At 64.7% G+C, this 26,927-nt stretch carries 27 protein-coding genes; 12 read left to right on the forward strand and 15 right to left on the reverse strand.

Annotated elements, in window-relative coordinates; all coding sequences use genetic code 11:
- The first annotated feature begins 229 nt into the window (after positions 1-229).
- Entirely contained in the window at positions 230-1,462 is a 1,233-nt protein-coding gene (locus tag ACE10X_RS41345; protein ID WP_038384537.1) for an ABC transporter substrate-binding protein, read from the forward strand.
- A 206-nt stretch (positions 1,463-1,668) separates the two neighbouring features.
- A complete protein-coding gene (locus tag ACE10X_RS41350) occupies positions 1,669-2,952 on the forward strand; it encodes a glycerate kinase (RefSeq protein WP_375763766.1) in 1,284 nt (427 codons plus the stop codon).
- On the opposite strand, the gene ACE10X_RS41355 is transcribed toward ACE10X_RS41350, so the two are convergent.
- Positions 2,949-4,178, reverse strand: coding sequence for a GNAT family N-acetyltransferase (locus ACE10X_RS41355; protein WP_375764653.1), 1,230 nt, complete (start codon positions 4,176-4,178; stop codon positions 2,949-2,951). The genes ACE10X_RS41350 and ACE10X_RS41355 overlap by 4 nt on opposite strands.
- 213 nt (positions 4,179-4,391) lie before the next feature.
- On the opposite strand from ACE10X_RS41355, the gene ACE10X_RS41360 reads away from it, so the two are divergent.
- Positions 4,392-5,117, forward strand: a complete 726-nt coding sequence (locus ACE10X_RS41360) for an adenosylhopane nucleosidase (protein ID WP_375763767.1) — start codon at positions 4,392-4,394, stop codon at positions 5,115-5,117.
- A gap of 151 nt (positions 5,118-5,268) precedes the next feature.
- On the opposite strand, the gene ACE10X_RS41365 is transcribed toward ACE10X_RS41360, so the two are convergent.
- Positions 5,269-6,438, reverse strand: a complete 1,170-nt coding sequence (locus ACE10X_RS41365; protein WP_375763768.1) for a saccharopine dehydrogenase family protein — start codon at positions 6,436-6,438, stop codon at positions 5,269-5,271.
- A 319-nt stretch (positions 6,439-6,757) separates the two neighbouring features.
- Between ACE10X_RS41365 and ACE10X_RS41370 the strand changes: the two genes are divergently transcribed.
- Positions 6,758-7,243 (forward strand): adenosine-specific kinase, encoded by a 486-nt coding sequence (locus tag ACE10X_RS41370; RefSeq protein WP_028339081.1) that lies wholly within the window; start codon positions 6,758-6,760, stop codon positions 7,241-7,243.
- Between the two features lie 90 nt (positions 7,244-7,333).
- On the opposite strand, the gene ACE10X_RS41375 is transcribed toward ACE10X_RS41370, so the two are convergent.
- Positions 7,334-7,852 (reverse strand): MarR family winged helix-turn-helix transcriptional regulator, encoded by a 519-nt coding sequence (locus ACE10X_RS41375; RefSeq protein WP_028336531.1) that lies wholly within the window; start codon positions 7,850-7,852, stop codon positions 7,334-7,336.
- Positions 7,853-8,031: 179 nt separating this feature from the next.
- Here ACE10X_RS41375 and ACE10X_RS41380 point away from each other — a divergent pair, with 179 nt between their 5' ends.
- From ACE10X_RS41380 to ACE10X_RS41390, 3 genes are read left to right on the forward strand one after another with little or no spacing between them, the layout of a single operon-like run.
- Positions 8,032-9,072: a branched-chain amino acid ABC transporter permease gene (locus ACE10X_RS41380; protein WP_038384544.1), complete on the forward strand. Its 1,041-nt coding sequence runs from the start codon at positions 8,032-8,034 to the stop codon at positions 9,070-9,072.
- Between the two features lie 5 nt (positions 9,073-9,077).
- The gene (locus ACE10X_RS41385) at positions 9,078-10,847 is read left to right on the forward strand and encodes an ATP-binding cassette domain-containing protein (RefSeq protein ID WP_375763769.1); all 1,770 of its coding nucleotides are present in this window, start codon (positions 9,078-9,080) and stop codon (positions 10,845-10,847) included.
- Positions 10,844-11,575: an ABC transporter ATP-binding protein gene (locus tag ACE10X_RS41390; RefSeq protein WP_038384545.1), complete on the forward strand. Its 732-nt coding sequence runs from the start codon at positions 10,844-10,846 to the stop codon at positions 11,573-11,575. The genes ACE10X_RS41385 and ACE10X_RS41390 overlap by 4 nt, the downstream gene beginning before the upstream one ends.
- Before the next feature lie 79 nt (positions 11,576-11,654).
- Here ACE10X_RS41390 and ACE10X_RS41395 read toward each other — a convergent pair whose 3' ends face one another.
- From ACE10X_RS41395 to ACE10X_RS41435, 9 genes are all read right to left on the reverse strand, one after another.
- On the reverse strand, positions 11,655-12,806 hold the full coding sequence (locus tag ACE10X_RS41395; RefSeq protein WP_038384546.1) for an ABC transporter substrate-binding protein: 1,152 nt from the start codon (positions 12,804-12,806) through the stop codon (positions 11,655-11,657).
- Positions 12,807-12,952: 146 nt separating this feature from the next.
- Positions 12,953-13,372, reverse strand: coding sequence for an acyl-CoA thioesterase (locus tag ACE10X_RS41400; RefSeq protein WP_375763770.1), 420 nt, complete (start codon positions 13,370-13,372; stop codon positions 12,953-12,955).
- A gap of 63 nt (positions 13,373-13,435) precedes the next feature.
- Positions 13,436-14,197 carry an SDR family NAD(P)-dependent oxidoreductase gene (locus ACE10X_RS41405; protein ID WP_375763771.1) on the reverse strand — a complete coding sequence of 254 codons (762 nt, stop codon included), beginning with the start codon at positions 14,195-14,197 and terminating at the stop codon, positions 13,436-13,438.
- 20 nt (positions 14,198-14,217) lie between these two features.
- Positions 14,218-16,089: a feruloyl-CoA synthase gene (locus tag ACE10X_RS41410; RefSeq protein WP_375763772.1), complete on the reverse strand. Its 1,872-nt coding sequence runs from the start codon at positions 16,087-16,089 to the stop codon at positions 14,218-14,220.
- The gene (locus ACE10X_RS41415; RefSeq protein ID WP_028336538.1) at positions 16,086-16,880 is read right to left on the reverse strand and encodes a crotonase/enoyl-CoA hydratase family protein; all 795 of its coding nucleotides are present in this window, start codon (positions 16,878-16,880) and stop codon (positions 16,086-16,088) included. Before ACE10X_RS41415 ends, ACE10X_RS41410 begins: the two co-directional genes overlap by 4 nt.
- A 329-nt stretch (positions 16,881-17,209) precedes the next feature.
- Positions 17,210-17,671 (reverse strand): DUF3237 domain-containing protein, encoded by a 462-nt coding sequence (locus ACE10X_RS41420; RefSeq protein ID WP_375763773.1) that lies wholly within the window; start codon positions 17,669-17,671, stop codon positions 17,210-17,212.
- A 4-nt stretch (positions 17,672-17,675) separates the two neighbouring features.
- Positions 17,676-18,992 carry a TRAP transporter large permease gene (locus tag ACE10X_RS41425; protein WP_028336540.1) on the reverse strand — a complete coding sequence of 439 codons (1,317 nt, stop codon included), beginning with the start codon at positions 18,990-18,992 and terminating at the stop codon, positions 17,676-17,678.
- Between the two features lie 6 nt (positions 18,993-18,998).
- Entirely contained in the window at positions 18,999-19,565 is a 567-nt protein-coding gene (locus ACE10X_RS41430; RefSeq protein ID WP_051002995.1) for a TRAP transporter small permease, read from the reverse strand.
- 194 nt (positions 19,566-19,759) lie between these two features.
- On the reverse strand, positions 19,760-20,782 hold the full coding sequence (locus tag ACE10X_RS41435) for a TRAP transporter substrate-binding protein (protein ID WP_375763774.1): 1,023 nt from the start codon (positions 20,780-20,782) through the stop codon (positions 19,760-19,762).
- 268 nt (positions 20,783-21,050) lie between these two features.
- Here ACE10X_RS41435 and pobA point away from each other — a divergent pair, with 268 nt between their 5' ends.
- Together pobA and ACE10X_RS41445 are read left to right on the forward strand one after the other, a co-directional pair.
- Positions 21,051-22,220, forward strand: coding sequence for a 4-hydroxybenzoate 3-monooxygenase (gene pobA / locus ACE10X_RS41440; protein WP_375763775.1), 1,170 nt, complete (start codon positions 21,051-21,053; stop codon positions 22,218-22,220).
- Between the two features lie 288 nt (positions 22,221-22,508).
- Positions 22,509-22,964, forward strand: a complete 456-nt coding sequence (locus ACE10X_RS41445) for a PaaI family thioesterase (RefSeq protein ID WP_375763776.1) — start codon at positions 22,509-22,511, stop codon at positions 22,962-22,964.
- On the opposite strand, the gene ACE10X_RS41450 is transcribed toward ACE10X_RS41445, so the two are convergent.
- Entirely contained in the window at positions 22,961-23,854 is an 894-nt protein-coding gene (locus ACE10X_RS41450) for a LysR family transcriptional regulator (RefSeq protein ID WP_375763777.1), read from the reverse strand. The two genes, ACE10X_RS41445 and ACE10X_RS41450, sit on opposite strands and share 4 nt — an antisense overlap.
- A 119-nt stretch (positions 23,855-23,973) precedes the next feature.
- Here ACE10X_RS41450 and ACE10X_RS41455 point away from each other — a divergent pair, with 119 nt between their 5' ends.
- Complete coding sequence (locus ACE10X_RS41455) at positions 23,974-24,609, forward strand: pyridoxamine 5'-phosphate oxidase family protein (RefSeq protein ID WP_375763778.1); 636 nt, start codon at positions 23,974-23,976, stop codon at positions 24,607-24,609.
- Here the strand turns inward: ACE10X_RS41455 and ACE10X_RS41460 are convergent.
- On the reverse strand, positions 24,606-25,337 hold the full coding sequence (locus ACE10X_RS41460) for a glutathione S-transferase family protein (RefSeq protein WP_304497549.1): 732 nt from the start codon (positions 25,335-25,337) through the stop codon (positions 24,606-24,608). The genes ACE10X_RS41455 and ACE10X_RS41460 overlap by 4 nt on opposite strands.
- 64 nt (positions 25,338-25,401) lie before the next feature.
- Positions 25,402-25,635 carry a hypothetical protein gene (locus ACE10X_RS41465; protein WP_028336548.1) on the reverse strand — a complete coding sequence of 78 codons (234 nt, stop codon included), beginning with the start codon at positions 25,633-25,635 and terminating at the stop codon, positions 25,402-25,404.
- A 207-nt stretch (positions 25,636-25,842) separates the two neighbouring features.
- Between ACE10X_RS41465 and ACE10X_RS41470 the strand changes: the two genes are divergently transcribed.
- Positions 25,843-26,541 (forward strand): YafY family protein, encoded by a 699-nt coding sequence (locus ACE10X_RS41470; RefSeq protein ID WP_016847472.1) that lies wholly within the window; start codon positions 25,843-25,845, stop codon positions 26,539-26,541.
- The gene (locus tag ACE10X_RS41475; RefSeq protein WP_375763779.1) at positions 26,541-26,876 is read left to right on the forward strand and encodes a YkgJ family cysteine cluster protein; all 336 of its coding nucleotides are present in this window, start codon (positions 26,541-26,543) and stop codon (positions 26,874-26,876) included. Before ACE10X_RS41470 ends, ACE10X_RS41475 begins: the two co-directional genes overlap by 1 nt.
- The last annotated feature ends 51 nt before the right edge of the window (positions 26,877-26,927 follow it).

Below are 26,927 nucleotides of genomic sequence, written 5' to 3' on the forward strand. Positions count from 1 at the left end.
CGATACCGTCGCAGGGGGCTTTTGTTGGCGCGTTTTCGGGCGAAGCGGGTAGCGGTTCGTGCGGAGAAAACGCGTCAGAAACCGGGATTTAAAGCCATGGCGCTGCTCGCAAGCCGGCCCGGGCAATGCCTGCTTACACTTTGGCCGGCAATACGCTAGGTAAACCGGCAAGACCCCGACAAGAAACCGGCGCCCTTGCGCGGCGGCAACAACAAGGAGATTTCGGGAAATGCCGATGCCGATCCGACACCGTGTCGCAACCGCCCTGCTCGGCCTCGCCGTCGCCGCCGCGACCGGCAATGCCGCATGGGGGCAGAAGAAATACGACACCGGTGCGAGCGACGCCGAGATCAAGGTCGGCAACATCGTGCCCTATAGCGGCCCGGCGTCGGCCTATGGCGTGGTCGGCAAGGCGATGGCCGCGGTGTTCAAGAAGGTCAACGACGACGGCGGCATCAACGGGCGCAAGATCACTTTCGTTTCCTATGACGACGCCTACTCGCCGCCGAAAGCCGTCGAGCAGGTCCGCAAGCTGGTCGAGAGCGACGAGGTGCTGTTCCTGTTCGGCACGCTCGGCACCGCCTCGAACACCGCGATCCAGAAATATCTCAACGCCAAGAAAGTGCCGCAGCTGTTCGTCGCCACCGGCGCCACCAAGTGGAACGATCCGAAGGCCTTCCCGTGGACCATGGGTTGGCTGCCCAGCTACCAGAGCGAGTCGCGGATCTACGCGAAATATCTGCTCAAGGAGAAGCCTGCCGCCAAGGTCGCGGTGCTCTACCAGAACGACGACATGGGCAAGGACTACCTCAAGGGCCTGGAAGACGGCTTCGCCAGCGACCCCGCGCGCGTCGTCGCCAAGGAGAGCTATGAAGTCGCCGAGCCGACCATCGATTCCCATGTGGTGCGGCTGAAATCCTCCAATCCCGACGTCATCGTCTTCTTCACCACGCCGAAATTCGGCGCACAGGCGATCAAGAAGCTCGGCGAGATGAACTGGAAGCCGGTGACCATCGTCTCCAACGTCTCGGCTTCCACCGCGACCGTGATGCGTCCGGCCGGCCTCGACAACGCGCAGGGCGTGATCTCGGCCGCCTACGCCAAGGACGCCAGCGATCCGCAATGGAAGGATGATGCCGGCATGAAGGCGTTCGACGACCTGCTCGCCAAATACATGCCCGACACCAACCGCGTCGATGCCTCGGCGATGACCGGCTACAACATGGCGACCACGATGGTCGAGGTGCTGCGCCGCTGCGGCGACGACCTCACCCGCGCCAATGTGATGAAGCAGGCGGCGAGCCTGAAGCAATTCGCGCAGGGCGGCCTGCTGCCCGGCGTGACGCTGTCGACCGGGCCTGCCGACTTCCAGCCGATAGAGCAGCTCCAGTTGATGCAGTTCAAGGGCGAGCGCTGGCAATTGTTCGGCGACGTCATCAGCGGCGAAGTCGGCGGCAATTAAAGCCGGAATGGATATTGCTTCGATCGAAACGGCCGCAATCTTCCCTTACCTCTTCTGCTTGCGGGGGAGGTCGGATCGCATCAAAGATGCGATCCGGGTGGGGGCTTTGTCCGCAATACGACTCGTGGCAGCCCCCCACCCTGACCCTCCCCCGCAAGCGGGAGAAGGAACAGTACCTACGTCCCGACTCGCGCAAAGGCACAACCATGACCGACCGTCGTCCTTTCCTGCGTTCGATCTTCGATGCCGCGGTAGCGGCTGCGCATCCCGATGTCGTGCTGGCGTCGCGGCTGCGGCCGGTGCCGAAGGGACGGGTGATCTGTCTCTGCGCAGGCAAGGGCGCCGCGGCGATGGCCGCAGCGGCCGAGCGGCATTATCTCGACGCGCTCGAGCTCGATCTGGCGCGGCTGGTCGGCATCGCCACCACCCGCCACGGCCATGGCGTGCCGACCCGCCGCATCAAGGTCGCCGAGGCCGGTCACCCGGTGCCCGATGAAGCCGGGCTCAAGGCGGCGGACGACACGCTGCAGCTCGCCGCGACAGCGACCCCGGACGATCTCCTGCTGGTGCTGCTGACCGGCGGCGGTTCGGCGAACTGGATCGCGCCGGTCGAGGGCGTGACCTTCGCGCAGAAGCAGCAGGTCAACCGCGCGCTGCTGCGCTCCGGCGCGCCGATCGGCGAGATGAATACCGTGCGCAAGCATCTCTCGCGCATCAAGGGCGGACGGCTGGCGCGCGCCGGCCAGCACGCCGCCGAGATCGTCACGCTGGCGATTTCCGACGTGCCGCATGACGATCCCTCCGCGATCGCCTCGGGGCCGACGGTACCGGATCCGACCACGCTGGCGGACGCCCGCGCGCTGGTCGCCAGATACAATCTCTCGATCGATGACGCGGTCCGCCGCGCGCTTGACGATCCCGCGAACGAAAGCTGCAAGCCCGGCGATGCCGCCTTCGCGCGGGCGACGTTCGAATTGCTGGCAAAGCCGAAGGCCTCGATCGACGCCGCGGTGAAGGTCGCGCAGCACGCCGGCTACGAGACCATCGCGCTCGGCGCCGATCTCGAAGGCGAGGCCCGCGAGATCGCGGCCGAGCATGCGCGGCTTGCGCTGAAGGCGCGCAGCGAAGGCAAGCGGGTTGCGATCATCTCCGGCGGCGAGCTCACGGTGACGGTGCGCGGCAATGGCCGCGGCGGCCCCAACCAGGAATACGCGCTGGCGCTGGCCGGCCTGCTGAAGGATACGCCCGACGTCTCGGCGCTGGCCGCCGATACCGACGGCGCCGACGGCGGCGCCGGCAGCGCGACCGACCCGGCCGGCGCCGTGATCGACCAGGCGACATTCGCGAAGATGAAATCGATCGGCCTCGATCCGAAGGCCTATCTCGAGAACAACGATGCGACGGGGTTCTTCGCCCAGACCGGGGATCTGCTGCTGACCGGGCCGACGCTGACCAACGTCAATGACGTGCGGGTGATTTTGGTGGATTAGGCCGTATCCTCGACGGGCCCAAGGCCAGTCTCGGGCTGCGCCCAAAGCTCCTGATAGTTACGAAACTTCGCAAGCGTCTCGTCATATCGCGTCGGCTCGAGCACCGGCAAAATGCGCTTCAACACTGAGTTGATCGGCGCGGAGGTGTGCCGAACGTATAAGTCGATCGGGTCAAGCAAGTGCCTCAGGTGCAGCTTTGGATCATAGTTCAGCCCGCTGCTGCGAAACCATTTGTACCCGTTGGCGATTGCCCAGCTCACCATGTCGCGAAACACATAATGATAGAGGTGCAGGTCTAAGGCGACATCGTAGTCGAGACCTATGTACTCCGCATAAATCGCGTCACCGTGTACCATGCATGCGGCAAACGCGACGATCCGCTCGTTCTGACGCCAGAGGAAGAAGCGAACCTTGTCCCCCATCCGCCGCCCCAAGTCGCAGAAGTATTGTTCCGTCAGCTTCTCGAAGTGCAGTTTCGAACGCTGATAGACTTGGAAATACAATGGATAGATCTGCGCGATCACCGGCGTTGCGTCGTTGACGACGTTCATCTCGACGGATGGAGAGGCCCGCGCTGTCGCCTCAAACTTCTTGCGAAGTTTCTTACGGGTTGCGCTGTTGAGCGCATGATTCATATAGTCATCGAAATTGGCGTAATCGATGCAAAGCCTGGTCATGGGCAGGCTGGGGATGCGGGTGACGCCGTGAGCGATCAGGCAGTCGAGGATTGGTCGGTATCGCGCCGGAAACTCCTTGAGCACGATCAGCCGCGCCCCGAGCCTGCGAGCATGTATTGCAATCGTAGAGGCCAGCAGTTCCGCGCAGCCTCGATGGCAGGCCTCGTCCCCGTCAAGATGACCTTCCCCGGCGACGCACCCCACCATGAGCGGACGGGCGCGCATCAAACCTGGCCACACCCGGCGAATGGCGTCGATGAGTACGCCAAACCGCGGGCTCGCACCGGCCAGCAAATCCAGGTCCATCAGGAAGAATGGCTGTACAGCACAAACCTGGTCGACCGCATCCTTGATGAGGAAATACCGGTAATCGAACTCGGGATGAAGGGTATCCTCGACCAACTCATAGTATCGATGATCCTTGCGCTCGCTCGCGAAGGCGAACTGCCAGCGCGGACAATGCTCCAAATCGTTCCGCACAATGACTTGGAGATGCGGCGGACACTGCATCGGCTCGCGTCTCGTGAGGTCGCCGATTTGGCTCGTCAAGTGCGCTGTTGCAGCTTCCGGCACGATCTCACGCTCGCCACAGATCCCGGCCCTAGGGCAGCATTTATCACGGCGCCAAAACAATGCAGCTAACATATCCGTCAGAAACTAACTCGTTAGTCATTTGCGATTTGGCGTTGGAGCAGAACACTCCTGATACGACCCGCATGCGCGGACACCCGCCGTCCAGCGCGGCATCCGGGGAGCGGACTCATGGCAGTGGTGATTGGAGTCACGGGACTTGCATTTGAGGCGCGGATCGCTGCAGACCTGCATACGCAGGCGATCTGCAGTGGCGATGGCAGCACGCTCGCGGAGTCTCTCGCGTCGGCAATTGCTGAGGATTGCTGCGGTCTCATCAGCTTTGGCGTCGCGGGCGGCCTTTCGCCCAACCTCCCGGCAGGCGCATGCGTCGTAGCATCGACGATCGTTTCGGAAACGATTCAGCTCTTCACTGATCGGGACTGGTCGCAAGCCTTGCTTCGACTCATCCCCGGTTCGATTTATGGCCCTATTGCTGGTGTGACTACCGTCGCGATGCATCCAGAAGCGAAGCGCTCGCTGCATATGAGTACAGGCGCGCTGGCGGTCGATAACGAATCCCATGTGGCGGCGAGTGTCGCTGCAGCGCGCGGCCTCCCTATGACTGCCGTCCGCGTGATCATGGATCCGGCCGGTCGGCAGCTTCCTGCCGCCGCCCTGTCCGCAGTGCGTGCAAACGGGACGATCGATCTCGCCGCGCTGGTCCGTGCGACAATGAAACAGCCGAGCGAGTTACCGATGCTGCTTCGGACCAGTCTCGACGCACTGTCCGGATTTGCGGCGCTGCTTCGCTGCCGTCAATTGCTTGGCCCTGGATTAGGGCTGCCTTCCTTGCAAGCAGATGAGTCGGAGCCAAGCTCAAGTGTCGTAGCGGAAGATCGTATGATCGCCCTCTAGAGCGTTTTCGAGCGAAGTGGGCACCGGTTCGCGTGAAGAAAACGCGTCAAAACAAGAATCTAGAGCTTCGGTTCTGATTCAATCAGAACCGAAAATGCTCTAGTCGCTTTTTCTAGCCGAACGGGCTGCTATACCTGCCGACTGCGTGACCTCAACGCGCACTGAAGGTGAGGCCGGCGCGCTCCTTTAGACGCTTGCGCAAGGCCGGCCCCATCAGCGCGCCCGGCGTCCAGATGCCGCCCTCGCCCTGCACGTCGCGCACGACGCAGAGAGCGCTTTCGGTGATCATCTTGCTGGTCGAGCCATAGCCCGGATCGCGGTCGCCGGTGACAACGGCTTCGACCCGTCCGCCATCCGGCACCTCGCCCAGAAAAAAGATGTCGTAGAAGCCCCTCTCGCGCGCTTCCCGGGTCGGGCCTGCGCCGCGTTTGAGACCGCCGGTCCCGAACAAGGACACCACCGTGGCGAACGTCTCCGTCGTCACGCTCGCGATGTCCCCAAGTCCCGGCGCCACCATCATCTCGTCATAAACGAAGTCCCTGCCGTAGGGATGGCCCAACAGGAAGTTCGTGCGGTGCACGTTCTTGGTGTTGATCGGCGCCATCGGGAACGGCACGAGCCACGCGTGCATGCTCGTGTCATATTCGGGGACGAGGCCCGACGGCTGAGACGGCCCAGTGAAGCCCGGCGTCAACGCGAAGGGATCGGTCAGCAGCCGGATCAGGGCCGGGTCGCGCGCCGCGGCGGCCAGCGTCGCCTGAGCGCTCGCCGCGGTGCCGCCGGACATGCCACCCCTCACCTTGCGTAGACGGGCCTTCACCCGCCGCGCCGGGCGTCCGAATTTCTCGCGCGCCTTCTCCTGCAGCGTGAGCACACCGAGATCGAACGGGATGGAATCGAAGCCACAGGAGAAGACGATGCGCGCGCCGGTCCGTTTTGCCTCTTCGTGATGGGCGTCGATCATACCCCGCATCCAGCCCGGTTCGCCGCAAAGATCAACATAGGCCGTGCCGGTGGCCGCGCATGCCGCCACTAGCCCGGGACCGTGAAGCTGATAGGGCCCGACCGTGGTGACGACCACGGCCGCGCGCTCGCACATCGAACGCAGGCTGGCCGGCTCGGAGGCATCCGCCTTCACCAACGGCAAATCGTCCGGTGCGCCGATGTCGGCACGCACTTTCTGGAGTTTGTCGGTCGAGCGTCCCGCAATTGCCCAGGACGGAGCATCGTCGCCGCGATAGGATGTCGCCAGATATTCGGCGATGAGACCCCCGGTGTAACCCGTCGCGCCATAGACGATGAGGTCGAAGTCCCGCTTCACGGCGTTGATCCTCCTCGAGCCCCGGAAGCGCTCCCTTCAGATCCGTTAGCAACGCTCGGTACGCTTCGCGGCCTTTTGCGAGGGGCCGTGCAACATACGGGCCATCGCGCTTGACGGAGGATACCACAATCGCCGCCCTTCGGCGCGCAACCTCCCGGCGATTTCCGGCCCCCCTTGAGAGCCGTCGTGAGTACGGACGCTGGGTCTGGTCGGCGTGAGCCGAAGCAGACAGCCGGCACATTTGAGCGCCTGTGGCCGCTTGCAAACGCCCTCCCACGGCCTACCATGGATTGGGGAGTTCGCGTGCAGGAGCGAAGCCATGGAACTCACCGTAGTGCCCATCGTCAAGCCGGATGAGACCAACTTCATCTTCGGCCAGTCGCATTTCATCAAGACCGTGGAAGACCTTCACGAAGCGCTGGTGGGCGCGGTTCCGCGCATCCGCTTCGGGTTGGCTTTCTGCGAGGCCTCCGGCAAGCGGTTGGTGCGCTGCTCCGGTAACGACGACGCCTCGCTCGCCCTGGCACGCGACAACGCATTGGCCATCGGCGCCGGTCACACCTTCCTGATTTTCCTCGGCGACGGGTTCTTTCCCGTCAACGTGCTGCCGGCGGTGCGCGCAGTGCCGGAGGTCTGCCGCATCTATTGCTCGACGGCCAATCCAACACAGGTGATCGTCGCGCAGACGGAGCTCGGGCGCGGCGTGCTCGGCGTGGTGGATGGCGCCTCGCCGCTGGGTGTCGAAACCGACGCCGACATTGCGTGGCGGAAGGATCTACTGCGGAACATCGGCTACAAGCTTTAGACCGCGATGGTTCGCCGCCTGGCGGCGCCCGCATGCCGGATATGTATCAACCCAACGCGTCATTGCGAGCGGACGAGCCGTCGCGCCCCCTCAAAACTCCTGCGCGAGCTTCGCCAGCATCTCCAGCAAAGCGGCGTGGTTGGCGGGGCCGAGCACCTCGATCAACCGCGCCTCGTGCTTGTTGGCGACCAGCTTCTTGGCGCGCGCCAGCACGGCACGGCCCTTGTCGGTCAGGACCAGGATGTGGGAACGGCGGTCGTTGGTGGAGCGCATCCGCGCGCAAAGGTCGCGGCTCTCGAGCGCGTCGAGCATCGCGACGAAATTCGGCCTAAGGATGCCGAGCGTGTTGGCGATCTCGGTCTGGTTGCGGCCCGGATTCTTGTCGAGCAGCAGCAGCACCGAGAACTGCGCCGGCGTCAGCTGCAGCGGCGCGACGCAGCGCAGGAAATCCTCGAATACCCTGAGCTGCGCGCGCTTCAACGAATAGCCGAGCAATCCGGACAGTTCGCCCAGTTGCAGCATGCTGTCGTCCCCGGCAGAATCGGCCGGTTCCCTGCGCAGGGCCCGCGACGAACGGAGGGCATCGGTGGCGGTCTTGGAAACAGTCATCGCTCCAGGCTCGCAATCCCGGTACAAGAATCCCGCACGACACTCGGGGACCTTGAGATTATATCTAATAATTGTTATGGACTATATCAAATATCGGCAGCTTTCAACAGCCGATATCGGCCGACCTGACCGGCGCAACCGGTTGAGGCGGTCCCACGCTTGAGGGGGAGCGCTCGGCCTTGAACACAACGATCATGCTGTTCCTGCTGCAGGACGGCATCACCAATGGCGCGATCTACGCACTGCTCGGGCTGGCCCTGGTGCTGGTGTTCGCGGTCACGCGGGTGATCCTGATCCCGCAGGGCGAATTCGTCACCTACGGCGCGCTGAGCTACGCCATGCTGGCGACCGGCCAGGTGCCCGGCACCGCACGCCTTGCCGTCGCGATGGGCCTCGTCGCCTTCGCCCTCGACCTGTTCTTCGCCCGCAACGCGCTGCATGCGCGGCTGGTGATCCGCTCGGTCGCGCTCAACATCGCCTTTCCCGTCGCGCTGCTCGGTCTGATTTACGCGCTGGTCGGTCCCGGCACGCCGATCGCCGTCAACATCGCGCTCGCGCTCCTGATCGTGGCGGCGATCGGGGTGTTCCTCTACCGCATCGCGTTCCAGCCGATCGCGCACACCTCCGTGCTGGTGCTGCTGATCGCCTCGGTCGGCTGCCATCTGGCGCTGCAGGGCCTCGGCCTGGTGTTCTTCGGCGCCGAAGGCCTGCGCGCGCCTGCGCTGTCGAATGCCGCAGTGACCGCCGGCCCGCTGCGCTTCACCGGGCAGAGCCTTGCGGTCTACGGCCTGACGATCGGCTTCATCGTCGCCCTGTGGCTGTTCTTCGGCTACACCAAGACCGGCAAGGCGCTGCGCGCCACCGCGGTCAACCGCCTCGGTGCCCGCCTGGTCGGTATCCGCACCACGCTGTCCGGCCAGATCGCGTTCCTGCTCGCCTCCGTCATCGGCGCGATCTCCGGCATCCTGATCGTGCCGATCACCACGCTCTATTACGACACCGGCTTCCTGATCGGCTTGAAAGGCTTCATCGCCGCCATCATCGGCGGCCTGGTCAGCTACCCCCTGACCGCAGTCGCCGCCATCGTGGTCGGCATCGTCGAGGCCTTCTCATCGTTCTACGCCAGCAATTTCAAGGAAGTCATCGTGTTCACGCTGATCCTCCCCGTGCTCGTGTTGCGCTCGCTCGCGGCGCCCGAGGTCGAAGAAGAGAAGGATTGAGCGCGATGACGCAGCGCCTTCCCCTCATCATCTTCGCGCTCGTGATGGCGGTGATCCCGCTTGTCCCGGGCATCCCGCCGTTCTGGATCGTTCTGCTCGACAATATCGGCCTCGCCGCGCTGGTTGCGATGGGCCTCGTGCTGCTCACCGGCGTCGGCGGCCTGACCTCGTTCGGCCAGGCCGCGTTCTGCGGCTTCGGCGCCTACACCACGGCGGTGCTGACCACCGCCTACGGCGTCTCGCCCTGGCTGACGCTGCCGGCTTCGCTGCTGGTCAGCGGCATCGCGGCCGTGCTGCTCGGCATCGTCACGGTGCGGCTGTCCGGCCACTATCTGCCGCTCGGCACCATCGCCTGGGGCATCGGGCTGTTCTATCTGTTCAGCAAGCTCGAATTCCTCGGCCGCAACGACGGCATCTCCGGCATTCCGCCGCTGTCGATCGGCTCGTTCAAGATGCTGAGCCCGGATGCGATCTATTATGCGATCTGGGTCGCGGTGCTGCTCTCCGCGCTGCTGACCATGAACCTCTTGGACTCCCGCACCGGGCGCGCGATCCGCGCCTTGCGGCGCGGCCATGTCGCAGCCGAAGCGTTCGGCGTGCAGACGCCGCGCGCGAAGCTGTTGGTGTTCATCTATGCCGCGGTGCTGGCCGGCCTGTCCGGCTGGCTCTATGCGCATTTCCAGCGCGCCGCCAACCCGACGCCGTTCGGCGCGCAGGCCGGCATCGAGTATCTGTTCATCGCCGTGGTCGGCGGCGCGGGTTACGTCTGGGGCGGCGTGCTTGGCGCCGGCATCGTCGTGATCCTCAAGGAGGTGCTGCAGAGCTACCTGCCCTACATCTTCGGCGGCCAGAGCCAGCTCGAGACCATCGTGTTCGGCATCATGCTGGTGCTGCTGTTGCAGCTCGCTCCTCAAGGCGTCTGGCCTTGGCTGATGTCGCGGCTGCCGTTCAAGCCCGCCCGCAAGACCCTGGACACGTCGGTGAAGCTGGAGCACCGCGAACGGACGCCCGGAACGTCTCCGATCCTTCTGCACATCGACAAGGCGCGCAAGCAGTTCGGCGGCGTGCTCGCGGTCAACGACGTCTCGTTCGACGTCAACGCCCGCGAGATCGTCGCGCTGATCGGCCCGAACGGCGCCGGCAAGAGCACCACCTTCAATTTGATCACCGGCGTCCTGACCGCAACCAGCGGCAAGATCTCCGTGCTCGGCAAGGAAGTCGAGAACGCCCCGCCGCAGGAGGTGGTCAAGCTCGGCGTTTCCAGGACCTTCCAGCACGTCAAGCTGGTACCCGACATGACCGTGCTGGAGAACGTCGCGATCGGCGCGCATCTGCGCGGCAATTCCGGCGCGATCTCCAGCATGCTGAGGCTCGACCGCGCCGACGAGGCGAAGCTGCTGGCGGAAGCCGCGCGGCAGATCGCGCGCGTCGGCCTGTCCGACCAGATCGACCAGCTCGCGGGTTCGCTGTCGCTCGGACAGCAACGCATCGTCGAGATCGCCCGCGCGCTGTGCGTCGATCCGATGCTGCTGCTGCTCGATGAGCCGGCCGCCGGGCTGCGCCACATGGAGAAGCAGCGGCTGGCCGCGCTGCTCCGGCAATTGCGCGACGGCGGCATGTCGGTGCTGCTGGTCGAGCACGACATGGGGTTCGTGATGGATCTCGCCGACCGCATCGTGGTGCTGGATTTCGGCACCAAGATCGCCGAGGGCACGCCGGCCGCGATCAAGCGTAACCCCGACGTGATCAAGGCCTATCTCGGAGCCGCCGCATGACTGCGCTGCTATCGGTGACCGACGTCCACATCTCCTACGGCAAGGTCGAGGCGGTGCGCGGCGTTTCGCTCGACGTCGCCCCGAACGAGATCGTCACCATCATCGGTGCCAACGGCGCCGGCAAGACCACGCTGCTCAACGCCATCATGGGCGTGCTGCCGCTGAAGGGGCGCACGACGTTCGCGGGCGTCGACATGGCGCCGCTCGACATCGAGGACCGCGTCGCCATCGGCCTCAGCCTGGTGCCCGAGCATCGCGAGTTGTTCGGCACCATGAATGTCGAGGACAATCTCGAGCTCGGCGCCTTCCGGATCGCGAAGGCTGTCGCGGCGACCTCGCTGGAGCGGGTCTACACGTTGTTTCCGCGGCTCAAGGAGCGGCGCAAGCAGCTTGCCGGAACGCTGTCCGGCGGCGAGCAGCAGATGCTGGCGATGGGCCGCGCGCTGATGGGCGCGCCGAAGCTCTTGATGCTGGACGAGCCGAGCCTCGGCCTCGCCCCGATCATTGTCGCCGATATCTTCCGTATCGTCGGCGAGCTCCGCGCCGCCGGCGTCTCGGTGCTGCTGGTCGAGCAGAATGCGCAGGCCGCATTGCAGATCGCCGACCGCGCCTATGTCATGGAGCTCGGCGAGTTCGTGCTGTCGGGCACCGCCAAGGATATCGCCGCCAACAAGGGCGTCGCCGCGAGCTATCTCGGCTTCCAGCACGAAGGCGAAAGCGCGATTTAGGCGCCGTCACCCTTACTTTACTGATGAAAAAGCCGGCCTCATCGGGGCCGGCTTCTTCGTTTCGCGGATCGCGACCGGCTCACATCGCCGGGACGTATTTGCCGTCCTTGACCGTCAGCAGGATGCGCGAGCGGTCGTCGAGGCCGTAGCGGTCCTTTTCGGTCCAGTTGTAGACGCCCTGGGTGGCGACGATCTCCTTCTCGGAGATGAACGCCTTGCGGATGCCTTCGCGGAACTCGGGCGTGCCGGGCTTGCCGGCCTTCAGCGCCACCGGGATGACACGCTTCAATACCTCGAAGGCATCGTAGGAATGGCCGGCGAACTGGCTGCGGCTGTTGGCGCCGTACTTTGCTTCATAGGCGGTGTTGAGCGCAAGCCCAGGCTTCTTGGTCAGCGCGCTGTCGGCTTGCGTTTCCGGCGACATCACCGGGCCAGCCGACATGATGACGCCTTCTGCGGCCGCACCAGCGATGCGGATGAAGTCCATGCTGGCGGCGCCGTGGGTCTGGTAGATCAGGCCCTTGTAGCCGCGCTCGCGCAGCGCGGTCTGCGGCAGCGCCGCGGCGGTGCCGGAAGCACCGACCAGGATGGCGTCGGGATTGGCGGCGACGAGCTTCAGCACCTGGCCCGCGACCGACGTATCCGGACGCGCGAAGCGTTCCTCGTCGGTCATGGTCAGGCCCATCGGCACGGCCTGCGCCTTGAAGTCGTTGACCCAGAGGTCGCCGTAGGAATCCGAATAGCCGATATAGCCGACGGTCTTGATGTTGTGCGCCTTCATGTGCTCGTAGAGCACCTTGCCCATGATCGGGATCGACTGCGGCAGGTCGACCGACCACTTCATGCGCGCGTCGTTGATCGGGAACGGCGCGAGGCCGAGATGCGGGATGCCGGCCTCGTTGGCGACCGTCGACACTGCGATCGAGGGCGGCGTGGTGCAGGAGCCCATGATGATGTCGGCCTTCGACTCCGTGACGAAGCGCCGCGCATTGGTGGTCGCAGCCGTCGGATCGCCGCCGTCGTCGAGCACGATCAGCTTCAGCGGCACGCCGCCGATCTCCTTCGGCACGAAATCGAGCGCGTTGCGCTCCGGGATGCCAAGCGCCGCGGCTGGCCCCGTGGTCGAGATCGAGATGCCGATGGTGATTTCATTGGTCTGCGCCAGTGCGGGCGCGCCCGGCAGCGCGATGGCTGCCGCGAGCACTGCTGTGGCGAGAGTGGCCTTCCTCATTCATTCCTCCCTGCGGATAAGTTTTTTGGGTTTAAACCAGTTTTGCGGGCCAATTCAGCCCCTTCTTTAGAGCATGATCCGGAAAAGTGGAAACCGGTTTTCCGAGAGGATCATGCTCCGAAAGTCGAGTCATGAGGGGGTGCGAGTCAGCCGTTCATGAAGCGGTCGATGATCTCCTGCGGAAACGGCGCCGATTTCAGCTTGGCGGAATCGTCCGGGTGGCGGCCGACCAGCACCCTGGTCTCGAATGCCTCGATCGCCAGCGCTTCGCCCTTGAACACGCGATGCACCACCTCGAAGCTCGAGCGCTTGATGCTCTCGATCCGGCTCTCGATGGTGATCCAGTCGCCATAGGTCGACGGGATGTGAAATTTCGCCCGCGTGTCGACCATGGGAATGCCGACCAGGCCGTATTTGTGGACGAGGTCCTGCTTCGAATAGCCGGCGGCTTCGAACATGATCGAGGTCGAGTCGTCGAACATCGCGAAATAGCGCGGGTAGTAGACGATGGTGGCGGGGTCGCAATCGCCCCACTGGATCTGCACGGCGCGCCGATTGACGAACATGATTTATCCTCGATTGAGCGTGAGCGATCCGGAAGGGCGGCTCGCACTCTTCCGGATCATGCGTCAGCGCGGCGCCATCCGGAGCGCGGCATCGAGCCGCACCACTTCGCCGTTCAGATAGGGATTGTCGATCATGTGCAGTGCCAACGAGGCGAACTCGTCGGCTTGGCCGAGCCGGCGCGGGAACGGGATCGAGGCGGCGAGCGAATCCTGCGCTTCCTGCGGCAGGCCCGCCAGCAAGGGCGTCATGAACAGGCCCGGCGCGATGGTCAGCACACGGATGCCGAACTGCGCGAGCTCGCGCGCGATCGGCAATGTCATCGCGACGATGCCGCCCTTCGATGCCGAATAGGCCGCCTGCCCGATCTGGCCATCATAGGCCGCGACCGAGGCCGTCGAGATCACGACGCCGCGCTCGCCGGTTGCGAGCGGCTCGAGCTTGGCCATGTCAGCGGTCGCAAGCCGCAGCATGTTGAACGAGCCGATCAGATTGACCTTGATCACCTTGTCGAAGTCGGCGAGCTCCATCGGCCCCTCGCGGCCGATCACACGTTTTGCCACCCCGATGCCGGCGCAATTCACCAGCACGCGGGCCGGGCCGTGCGCCTTGGCGGCGGTCGCGACGGCAGCTTCGGCCGCCGCCGCATCGGCGACGTCGCAGACAACCGGAATACCGCCGATCTCGGCCGCGACGCTCTCGGCGAGCTTGGCGTTGAGGTCGCAGACCGCGACCTTGGCGCCCTGCGCGGCCAGACGGCACGCGGTCGCAGCGCCCAATCCCGATGCGCCGCCGGTGACGATGGCGGCCTGGTCCTTCAACTGCATGGCATGCTCCTCTTCGATCTTCAGACGAGTGTGATCACCGATGCCGGCGGCACCGGCGCATAGAGCGCTTCGATGATGTCCGTGCGATGCTCCAGCACCGCGCGCTGGTTGATCGAGCCCTTGTCGGTGACCTCGCCGCGATCGATCGACAGCGGCGTATCGAGCAGGATCGCGCGCGCGATCCGGTTCGACGAGCCGGTGGCGCCGGCAAGGACCCGCGCGAAGCGCTCGCGGAAGGCCGCCCGCACCAGCAGATCATTGGCCGCGGCCGCGATGTCATTGGCGACAAGCGCCGGATTGATCAGGCGGCAGCCGTCGAGATCGAGGATCACGATCGCGGCAAGCTCGTCGCGGTTGAGCCCCGCGATCACGACGTCGCGCACCAGCGGCGCGCAGGTGCCGACGAAGCGCGCCCGCAGCGGCCCGACGCTGACCCAGGTGCCGCTCGCCAGCTTGAAATCCTCGGCGATGCGGCCGTCGAAATCGAAACCGGCATCGAGATCACTCGCGTTAGCGGGCTTCAGCGCGTCGCCAAATTTATAAAAGCCTTCCTCGTCGAACGCCTTGGCGGTCAGCTCGGGCTGCCGCCAGTAGCCGGGGGTCACGTTCGGGCCTTTGGCGCGGACCTCGAGCTTGCCGTTGTTCGGAACGAGCTTCGCATCGTTGCCCGACACCGGAAGACCGACATGGCCGGAGCGGCTGGTATCGGGACGCACCGACATGAAGAACGGCGAGGTCTCGGTGGCGCCGAGGCCGGTCAGCATGGGCACGCGATAGCCCTTCTCCTGCACGGCGAGCGCATCGAGGCTGTTCCAGATGAACGGCGACAGCGCGGCACCCGAGAAGAACATCGCATGCAGCCGGTCGAAGAATTTTGCCCGCAGACCGGCGTCGTCGCGCAGATAGGGCAGCAGCGATTCATAGCCCTTGGGCACGTTGAAATAGACCGTCGGCGAGATCTCGCGCAGGTTTCGCACGGTCTCCTCGATGCCGCCGGGCATCGGCTTGCCTTCATCGAGATACATCGAGCCGCCGTTATAGAGCGTCAGCCCCACATTGTGGTTGCCGCCAAAAGTGTGATTCCATGGCAACCAGTCGACGATCACAGGCGGCTCGTCCTTGAGGAACGCCAGCGTCTCGCGCAGCATCACCTGGTTGGCGCAGATCATGCGCTGGGTGTTGATGACGGCCTTGGGATTGCCGGTCGACCCCGACGTCAGCAGGAATTTCGCGATCGTGTCCGGACCGATAGCCGCATTGGTCGCATCGAGGCGCGGGTCTTCCGGCGTTGCCATGAGGCCGGCGAGGCGCGTCACCTCACGGCCGGGCACGGTGCCGCGGCTCGCGGCGATCTCGACATCGGGTTCGACATTGGCACGCAGTGCGTCGGCAAACTTGTCGGCGTCGTCGACGAAGATGAGGCCGGGCGTCAGAAGCTTGATGACGAAGCTGAGCTTGCCATAGTCGCGCGACACCAGCGAATAGGCCGGCGACACCGGGCAGAACGGAACGCCGGCATAGAGCGCGCCGAGTGCCATCAAGGCATGATCGATCGAATTGCCCGACAGGATCACGATCGGCCGCTCGGCCGACAGCCCGCGCGCGATCAACGCGGAGGCGATGCGCCTGATAGCCTCGAGCAATTGCGCGTAGGTGATCTGCCGCCAGCCGCCGCCAGCGGCACGCTCGGCCATGAACACGCGGTTCGGCTCGGCCTCTGCCCAGTGATGCAGGCGATCGGTGAGGCGAACCGGAAAATCCGCGAGCTTCAGCTTGGGACGAAGATAGATCGTGCCGTCGTCGCGGCGCTCGACGGTGACGTCCGGATTGCCGAACGAGATCGGGCGCAGCGGATGCGCGGTGCTGGCGGTTGCAGACGGCGCCGCGCTCATGTCGGCTTCACCTTGGCGGTCTTGCGATCCAGAAACGCGCGGATGCGTTTCTTGGCTTCCTTGTCGCTCTGCGCCACCGTCGCCATCAGCGATTCCATCAACAGGCCGGTCTGCGGATTGGCCTCGGCGATCATCGGCAGCGCCTGCAGCACGGCGAAGTTGGTCAGCGGCGCATTGGCGGCGACGCGCTCGGCAAGCTCCAGCGCTTTCGGCAGTGCGCCGTCTGCCTCGGTGAGGTATTGCGAGAAGCCGTAGGCGGCGCCCTCGGTCGCCGAATAGACCCGCCCGGTCAGCATCATGTCCGCCATCCGCGGCACGCCGATCAGGCGCGGCAGCCGCACCGATCCGCCGCCGCCGACGAAGATGCCGCGCTGGCCTTCGGGCAGTGCGAAATAGGCCGAGGGCTCGGCGACCCGGATATGCGCGGCGCAGGCCAGCTCCAGCCCGCCGCCGATCACCGCGCCCTTCAGCGCGGCGATGACAGGCACGCGGCAATACTGGATGCGGTCGAACACGCGGTGCCACATCTGGGAATGCACCAGGCCCTCGGTGGCGTCGCGCTCGGTCAGTTCGGAGAGGTCGAGGCCGGACGAGAAGTGATCGCCGATACCATGGATGACGACGGCGCCGACCGCATCGGGAATCGCGGAGAAGCAGTCCCGCAGCGCCAGGATGATACCGTCATTGAGCGCATTGCGCTTGGCCGGCCGGTTCAGCCCGACCGTCAGCACCGCCCCCCGCGTCTCGATCCTGAGCAGCGAGGCGTCTCCCCCGCCGGCAGCGTTTCCCATGGCGTTATTGTTTCCTGTTCAGAATAGTTATGCTTTATAACGATTAGCGGGAGAGTCAATATGGGCGCGCCCGGCTGGTGGCCGGCGACCCTTCGAGACGGCCGCTGCGCGGCCTCCTCAGGGTGACGGTAGTCGAGTTGATACGCGCGCCCCCTCGACCCGTCGTCCCTGCGAAAGCAGGGACCCATAACCACAAATGGCTTTTGCTGAGCGACGGCGGAACGACGAGTCCCGTTCACAACACAGGCCGCAGAGTATGGGTCCCTGCTTTCGCAGGGACGACACCGAATGTCGGCTGTCCCGGCGGGTGAGACAGCAAGTGTGCGAAGCTAAAGCACCTGATGCACGTCGATCACGACGCGGTCGGCGTGGCGGGCGGCGGAGCCGACGAAGATGTGCTGCATCAGCCAGCGGTAGTTTTCGGCGCCGGTCTCGAATTTCGGCACGGTGCGGAAATAGATCAGATTCGGGTCGACCGGCTCGCCGCGCTTCAGCTTCTGCAACAGCTCGACCGGCCCGAAGCGGATGCCCTTGTTCTCGACATAGACGACGGCGCCGTCGTCGGTCTCGAAGGCGTATTTCGCCTCCAGCTCGATCAGCTCATTGGGCCGGATGATCTGGAAGTCCGCACCGAAGGCCAGCACCTTGCCGTTGACCTTCTCGCCCCTCACCTCGCCGCCGATGATCGGAATGATGCGGCGGACACCGGTGCCGATGTCGCCGGCGGACGTCACCTCCGCGATCCGGGCAGTGATGGTGAAGACGTATCTGGTCTCGAGCTCGGGATTCATAGGCCTAGCCAATCATGCGCTGCGGCAGCCAGGTCGCAAGCAGCGGGAACAGGATCAGGATCACCAGCCGGATCAAATCGGTGATCACGAACGGCAGCACGCCGACAAAGATCGTCGACATGTTGACGTCCTTGATGACGCTCTTGATCACGAACACGTTCATGCCGACCGGCGGATGGATCAGGCCGAGCTCGACCGTCATGACGATGATGATGCCGAACCAGATCGGATCGAAGCCGAGCGCGGTCACCACCGGAAACACGATCGGCACGGTAAGGATCACCATCGCCATCGCGTCCATCAGGCAGCCGAGCACCAGATACATCAGGAGGATCAGCGCCAGCACGCCATAGGGGCCGATGCCGAGCCCGGTGAGGAATTCGGTGACGTGCTGCGGCGTCTGGGTGATGGTGAGGAAATAGCCGAAGCAGAGCGCGCCGATCAGCACCGTGAACACGGCGGCCGCGGTGCGCGTCGCCTGCAGCAGCGATTGCAGGATGCCTTCCCTGGTCAGCTTGCCACGGAGGATACCGATGATGAAGGCGCCCACCGCACCGACCGCGCCGGCTTCGGTCGGGACAAAGAAGCCGCCATAGAGCCCGCCGATCACGAACAGGAACAGCAGCAGCGGCGACCAGACGTCGCGCAGCGCGACGAAGCGCTCGTGCCACGACGCTTTCTTTCCCGCCGGCAGGAAGCCGGGCCGCGTCACGCCGATGATACCGATCGTGATCATGTGCATCAGGATCGCGAGCAGGCCCGGCACCACGCCCGCGATAAACAGCTTGCCGATATCCTGCTGGGTGATGATGCCGTAGACCGCGAGCACGGTGGACGGCGGCAGCATCGCCCCGAGCGTGCCGCCGACCGCGATCACGCCGGCGGCGAATGATTGCGGATAGCCGAAGCGGCGCATCTCGGGATAGGCGACGGCCGAGAAGGTCGCGGCGGTCGCGACCGACGAGCCCGAGATCGCGGCAAAGCCGCCGCAGGCGGCGATGGTCGCGATGCCGAGCCCGCCCTTCCAATGCCCGACAAAGGTGTTGGCGGCGCGGAACAGCTCGCGGCTGATGCCCGAGACGGACACGAAGGCGCCCATCAACAAGAACATCGGGATCACGCCGAAGGAATAATCCGTCACCGTGCGCATCGTGGTCTGGCCGACCAACTTCAGCGCCGGCGCGAAGCCGGTGAGATAGCCAAAGCCGGTGATGCCGACGAGGCCCATCGCCATGCCGACGGGGACACGGAGCAGCATCAGCACGAACAGGCTGACAAAGCCGATGACGGCGACGGTCTCGGGACTGAGGTCGAGACTCATGGCTGTCTACTCCGCGGTCTTGATCTTGGCATCATGGATATCTTCCGGATGGAAGATCAGGCGGTAGGTGCGGATCGCGATCAGCAGCACCGCGGAGACATCGCCGATCCACGACACCAGGAAGAACGGCCAGACCGGAACGCCGAGATCCATGGTGACGATATGGCTGTTCCTGGTGTCGATCACCTTGTCGACCAGCGTGTAGGTCTGCACGCTCACCACGAACAGCAGCACCAACGTCGCGAAGATGTCGATCCAGCGCTGGTGGCGCGGCGAGGCGTTGGCCCAGACCAGATCCACGGTGATGTGGGTGCCGCGATAGCTGGTCGCCGCAATGCCCCAGAAGATCAGGATGCCGAGCAGGAACTGGCCGAAATTGTAGTAGTCGGGGATGGTCACCGCGAAGAATTTTCTCATGAACACCGCGGTGAAGGTGTTGAGCGCGACGACGCCGACGAAGAAGGCCGCGACCCATTCGATCGAATCGATGAAGCGGTCCATGAAATTCTTGCGCGCCGGCTCGGGAGGGCCGGTGATCGCGCCGTCTGGGGAAACTTCGGCAGATTGCGTCATGCGTTGCTTCGATGAGCTCCCTCTCCCGCTCTTGCGGGGTCGAGACGAGCATAGCTCGCTCTTAGAGGGTTGGGGTGAGGGGCTGCTTCCACGAGTCGTGAATGCGGTGAGACCTGTACCCCCTCACCCGGATCGCATCTGACGATGCGATCCGACCTCTCCCCGCAAGCGGGGAGAGGTGGAGGGGAGCGGGATCAGATCCCCGCCTCGTACTTCTTCAGCGTGGCCTGCAGGTCGGCATCGATCTTTGCCGCATCGCCGCCGGCCTTCTTCACCGCCTCGGCCCAGCTGTCGCGCAGTGGCTTGACCGCCTTCTTCCACTCGGCGAGCTGATCCGATGTCAGCGGATAGACCTCGTGGCCTTCCAGCGCCTTCATCTTGGTGCGGCCATTGGCTTCGAAATCGGTCCAGGGGTCGGTGACCTTGGAGGCCCATTCCGGCGTGCAATGATCGTCGATCACCTTCTTCTGGGCAGCCGACATCGAATTATATTTGGCGAGGTTCATGTTGTAGGTGAACACCGTCGAATAGAGCGGCACGTCCATGTGGTACTTCACCACCTTGTCGATGCCGAACAGGAAGATCGAGCCCCAGGGGAAGGTGATCTCGTCGGCCACGCCGCGCTCGATCGCATCCCGCGATTCCGGCGCGGAGGCCTGCACATTGGTGCCGCCGAACATCTTCACCATCTCGCCGATGGTGCTCTGCGCGGGACGCACCTTGACGCCGGAGAGGTCGCTCGGCAGCACGATCTTCTTCTTGCCGTGCAGCGCGCCCGGATCGTGGATGAAGGCGAAGCAGAGCTTGGTGTCCTTCATCTCGGTCGGCGCATATTTGTGATACCACTCGTTCAGCGCCAGCGTGCCCTTCTTGCCGTCGGAGAATGTGAACGGAAGCTGGCCGGCGGCCGCGATTGGGAAACGGCCGGGCTGATAGCCGGGATTGACATAGGTGACGTCGGCGATGCCGTCGCGCGCCATGTCGTAATGGTCGAACGCCTTGCCGAGCTGCTCGGACGGAAACACGGTGACCTTGATGGTGCCGCCCGATGCCTTCTCGATGTCGGCGGCCCAGGCCAGCGTCGCCGGCACCAGCGGATGCGCCGGCGGCACCCATAGCGACACTTTGAGATTGACGGTCTTGTCCTGCGCGACGGCAGGTCCCGCGGCCGGCACGATGGCGGCGGCCATCAACACCGCCAACACTGTCTTCCTCATCACGTCTCCTCCTCTCCAAGGACGGGCTTGCTGCCCGGTCTCATTACTTAACATGTTATCTAATTCGGACGGATATTCAAGACGGAATCCGCCGGGCGGACGCCTCGTCGCACCCTCCGCCCCGGTCCGCCCCGCCGCATCTTGCGCTGCGGCGAACGTGCGTCCCGCGCAAATCCGCCTTGCCAAAACCGTTATATGATATAGTTGCCTTGGCAAGTTGACGGCGCGGGCCCCGGCTAAAAGCCTATCCGATCGGGAGGACAAGGTATTGCGGACAAAAGTAGCAATCATTGGCGCAGGTCCGGCCGGACTGTTGCTTGGGCAACTACTTCATACTTTCGGCGTAGACAACATCATTCTTGAGCGGCAGACCCCCGACTATGTGCTGGGGCGGATTCGCGCCGGGCTGCTCGAGGAAGGCACCGTGTCGCTGCTCGAGAGCGTCGGCGCCGCTGCCCGGCTGCACCAGGAGGGCCTGGTCCATCACGGTCTCGAGCTGGCGTTCGACGGTGCGCGGCACCGCATCGACCTGCATGGCTCGACCGGCAAGACCGTGACCATCTACGGCCAGACCGAGGTCACGCTCGACCTGATGAATGCCCGCAAGGCCGCCGGCCTGACCTCGATCTACTCGGCGGCCGACGTCAAGCCGCTCGATTTCGACACCGATCATCCGCGCGTCAGCTACGTCAAGGACGGCGTCACCCACGAGATCGCCTGCGATTTCATCGCCGGCTGCGACGGCTTCCACGGCATCAGCCGCGCCAGCGTGCCGGCTTCGGCGATCACCAGCTACGAGCGGGTGTATCCGTTCGGCTGGCTCGGCATCCTCTCGGAGACGCCGCCAGTCTCGCCGGAGCTGATCTACAACAACCACGAGCGCGGCTTTGCGCTGTGCACGATGCGCTCGTCCCACCGCAGCCGCTATTACGTGCAGTGCCCGCTCGACGATCATGTCGACCAATGGTCGGACGAGCGGTTCTGGGACGAGTTGAAGCGGCGCCTCGACCAGAAGGCCGCCGACGAGATCGTCACCGGCCCCTCGATCGAAAAGAGCATCGCGCCGCTGCGCAGCTTTGTCGCCGAGCCGATGCGGTTCGGCCGCATGTTCCTGGCCGGCGACGCCTCGCACATCGTGCCCCCGACCGGAGCCAAGGGCCTCAACCTTGCCGCCAGCGACGTGCATTATCTGTCGCAGGCGCTACGCGAATATTACGACGAGAAATCCTCCGCCGGCATCGATGGCTATTCGGGACGCGCGCTGGCGCGGGTCTGGAAGGCGGTGCGCTTCTCCTGGTGGATGACCTCAATGCTGCACAAATTCCCCGACGAGGGCGAATTCGCCGCGCGCATCCAGATCGCCGAACTCGACTACCTCGTCAGTTCGAAGGCGGCCTCGACCTCGCTGTCGGAGAATTATGTGGGGCTGCCGTTCTAGGCGAGCTCGCTGTTTCTTTCGTCGAGCGACCTCTCCGTTACACACTCAGCCGTCATACCCCGCGCATGCGGGGTATCAAGTACGCCGCGGCTTCTCGAATCATGCCGTGCGGTCTCTGGAATACTGGATCGCCCGGTCAAGCCGTGCGATGACAGCAGGGGATGTGGCGACAGACCCGCGCTACATTCAAACATTCACGCAAATCCCGTTTAAAACTTTGTAGGCGGTGAAACCGTCATCGACATCGCGTTCAATGGCGTCAACCCAACGCCATATGCGAGCTTTCAGATGAGCACCGATACGCAAGTCGTCCCCGATACTCCCCAGGACGTCCCTCAAGGCTTCGAGCCGCTGTTCCGCAAGAGCCCGCTCACCGAGCCCTGGGAGCCGCTTTACCAAAAGAAGACCGAGCGGGCCGTCATCATCGGCCTGCGGCTGGCGAGGCAGCACACCAACGGCCGCGGCCTGATCCATGGCGGCCTGATCGCCGCGCTTGCCGACAACGCGATGGGCTATAGCTGCGGCCAGGCGACCGGCTGGACCACCTCGTTCGTGACGATCTCGCTCGCGGTCGATTTCGTAGGCTCCGCCAATGTCGGACAATGGCTCGCGATCGAGAGCGACGTGATCAAGACCGGCAGCACGATCTGCTTCGCGCAGAGCCTGATCAAGGCCGACGGGGTGACCATCGCGCGCGCCAACGGCACCTTCCGCGTGGTGCCGAAGAAGCCGCCGGTGAGCTAGTCGAAATACCAGTCGGTGATCTCGGTCACGAGATCGATGAAGGTCCGCACCTTGGCCGACAACAGCCGCGTCGTCGGATAGACGACGTGGATCGGCACCGCCGGCTGCTCGAACTCGGCGAGCACGATTTGGAGCCGCCGCGCCTTCAGCGATTCGGCGGCCTGGTAGGCCATCACCCGGGTCAGTCCGCCGTCCTGCTCGGCATACTGGATGGCGGCGTCCGAACTGTTGCTGGTGAAGCGCGGCGTAGGGGTAATGCGGATTTCGCGGCCATCCTCCATGAAGCGCCAATCCGGCGTCGCGGTCATGGCGCCGAACTGGATCGTGTCGTGAGCGGTGAGGTCTGCCGGCCGCTTCGGCTCGCCGCGACGCCTGAGATAGCCGGCCGACGCCACCACGATGCGGCGCATCCGGCCGACATGCCGTGCCACCAGCGTCGAGTCCGGCAAGTGCCCGATCCTGACCGCGAGATCGACGCCGTCCTCGACCAGATTGATCCTGCGATCCGACAGCCGCAGGTCGACGCCGACGCCGGGATAGCGCTTCAGGTAGGCGCTCACGACCGGGCTGACGTGCAGCCGCCCGAAGCCGAACGGCGCCGAGATCACGAGGCGCCCCTCGGGGCGGGTGCGCTCGCTCTCGACCGCGTCCTCAGCTTCCTCGACATCGGCGAGGATCCGGCGCGCCCGCTCCAGATAGCGCGAGCCGGCGTCGGTCAGCGTCACCTGCCGCGTGGTCCGCTGCAGCAGCCGCGCGCCGAGCCGCTCCTCCAGCGCCGCGATCAACCGCGTGATGGCGGACGGCGACAGGCCGAGCTTGCGGGCGGCGGGGGCGAAACCCTCAAGGTCCGCCACCGCGACGAAGGCCTGCATGGCGTCGATCCGGTCCATGGCACTATTGCATAATCGGCAACAGTGAAGTGTCAATGCACAAGATTGCTTACGATCTGGGAACGTCCATTTTAAGCGGCGAGGACAACCGCTTCAGGCGCCCGTCACGGGAGGCTCCGATGTCAGATGGTCACAGCTATGCGAGCGACGTCGCATTCAGTCCGGCGGTGAAGGCGATCCAGACCCGCAAGGGCTCGCGCGCCACCTACGCCGAGGTCGAGGCACATGGCGGCTGGCGCAGCGAGATCGACGAGAACCTCGCTGGCTTCCTCGGCGAGGTGAACAGCTTCTATCTCGCGACCGCGTCGGCCGACGGCCAGCCCTACATCCAGCATCGCGGCGGGCCGAAGGGCTTTCTCGAGGTGCTCGACAAGCAAACCATCGCGTTCGCCGATTACAGCGGCAACCGGCAGTTCATCACGCAGGGCAATCTGTCGGAGAATGCAAAGGCGTATATCTTCGTGATGGATTATGCGCACCGCCGCCGCGTCAAGCTGTGGGGCGAGGCGAAGGTGGTGGAGGACGATCCGGCGCTGACGCGCGCGCTGATGCCGCAAGGGTACCGCGCGCGGCCCGAGCAGGTGATCCTGTTCAAGGTCACGGCGTGGGACACCAACTGCCCGCAGCACATTCCGCAGAAGTTCGACGCGGCCGACGTGGCGGCAGCACTGGCCTCGCGCGACCAGCGCATCGCCGAGCTCGAGGCGGAGCTCGCCGCGTTGAAGGGCCGGCCCACTCCTGCCGCAACGACCTAAGCCGCCTGCTGCTGCAGCGGCGCCCAACTGAATTCCGGATAATATTGCCGCATCATCCGGCCGACATAGGCGGTGAGATTGTCGAACTTCTCGGTGCGCTCGCGCAGCGGCGAATCGAAGAACGGGGTGAGGATTCCCGCCAGCGCTCCGAACGCGGTGGCATCGGTGCCGCACGGCGCATCGCCCATCAGATACGGCTTGTCGCCGAGTTGCACCGACAGCGCGAACAGCGAGCGGATCGCGAGATCGACGTCTTCGTCCGGTCCGTGACGGCCAAGCCCGCTCAGCAGATAGTTCTCGGCAACGCGGAACTGGGCGTCCTCGCGCATCTTGTCGCGCATATGGTCGGGCGCGCCGTCGAAGAAATGCGCGGGCCCCTTGGCGAAATTGGTGTCGTCGACCCAGCGTGCGCCGACCAGCGCCCAGTAGACGTGATGCTCGATCATGCGCTCGAAGGCCCAGGCCTGGGCGCGCGCCTGCAGGCTGAGCGGCGCGTCGAAATCGAAGCCGTATTTGCCCTCGATATGGGCGCGGATGAAGGTCGAATCGGCGATCGTCTCGCCGTCGTCGGCGATGAACGGCAGCTGGCCCTTGGGAGAGGCCGGCGGCATCGCCTTCTCCTTGCGATAGTCGAGCCCGGCCATCTTGAGCTGGACCTCGGTTTTGGTCACGAAGGGGCTGATTTCCGGCAAGCCGAAGCCCGTGCCAAAGCCAAAAAGCGTAATCATATGAAGCTCCCGATCGCCTGTGGTCGTGAATTGAAGCTAGCCGTCCCCTGCTGCCAGCATGGTGTCAGCAGTAGTGGCATTCACTGTCGAACGGGCCGACGGGTGCGAGGCGGCGAACCGCCTCGCGAACGCGCTTGACCAGCCGTGCCCGCCCGTAGGACCAAACCGTGCTGATCGACTGTGCGATCAGCGCGACCAGGGCCCAGCGCAGGTCGCCGGAGGTGGAGTAGACCGTGACCAGCTGTTCCAGCGCAAAGCCTTGCGCCTGCCGGAAACCGAGTTCGTCAAGATTCGTCATGGACAAGTTCCCTTCACTTGAGGTGTTGTCCTGATATAGCCCCCACCTGCTGCCAACATGCTGTCAGCAGCAGCCGGACGGGACCCAGAAAAGTCTGTGCACCGAGAGACCACGAGACCCGTCAAGACACTCGTCAAGACAGCTGCCGAGAGAGCTGACAAGACACTCGACAAGACACGTGCCAAGAGAGCGATCGAGAGAGTTGCCATGAGACGCGCCGACCGGCTGTTTCAGATCATCCAGGTGCTCCGCCGCACCCGTAAGCCGTTGACCGCCGATGCAATCGCCGCCGAGCTCGAGACATCGAAGCGGACGATCTATCGCGACATCGCCAGCCTGATCGAACAGCGGGTGCCGATCCGCGGCGAGGCCGGCATGGGCTACATCCTGGAGAAGGGATTCGACCTGCCGCCTTTGATGCTGACACCCGACGAGATCGAGGCCTGCGTGCTCGGTGCGCAATGGGTGGTGGGCCACGCCGATCCGGCGCTGGCGCGCGCGGCCGAGGACCTGATGGCCAAGATCGCCGAGACCGTGCCCGACCGGCTGCGGCCGTTCGTGCTGGAGCCGGCAAGCCGGGCCCGCTCGGCCTGGAACCGGGAGCCCGACCGCATCGACATGGTCAGGACCCGCAGCCAGATCCATGAGGGCAAGAAGATCACGCTGAACTATCGCGACGAGCATGGCCGCGATAGCGAGCGCACGATCTGGCCGATCGCGGTCGGCTATCACGAGGCAGTGCGGCTGCTCGCCGCCTGGTGCGAGCTGCGCAGGGATTTCCGCAGCTTCCGCACCGACCGCGTGGTCACGGCGGTCTATCACGACGAGAAATATCCGGAGCGGCGCGACCTGCTCAGGGCGCGCTGGCGGCGCAGCCTGGTCTGGGAAGCGCCGAGGGACACCTGATGGCCGACAACGCGATCGATGCGACCGACGGAAACCCCTGCCAGTCCTGCGGTGCCTGCTGCAGCTATTCGGAGAACTGGCCGCGCTTCACCACCGAGGACGACGCGCAGCTCGATCTGATCCCGGCGCAATTCGTCAACGCGCGACAATCAGGCATGCGTTGCGAGGGCGACCGCTGCTCGGCGCTGTCGGGCCGGGTCGGAGAAGCAACGCGCTGCGAGGTCTATGCGGTGCGGCCGGAGGTGTGCCGGACCTGCCAGCCGGGCGACGCGGAATGCGCGATGGCGCGGCGCCAGCACGGCCTGCCGCTCGTCCCGAGCGTGCAGCCGGGTTGAGCACGGCTCCTTTATTTGCGCATGATCTCCGCGCAAACGCGTTCCGCGTTT

The organism is Bradyrhizobium sp. Pha-3, assembly GCF_042258325.1.
Classification (GTDB): domain Bacteria; phylum Pseudomonadota; class Alphaproteobacteria; order Rhizobiales; family Xanthobacteraceae; genus Bradyrhizobium; species Bradyrhizobium elkanii.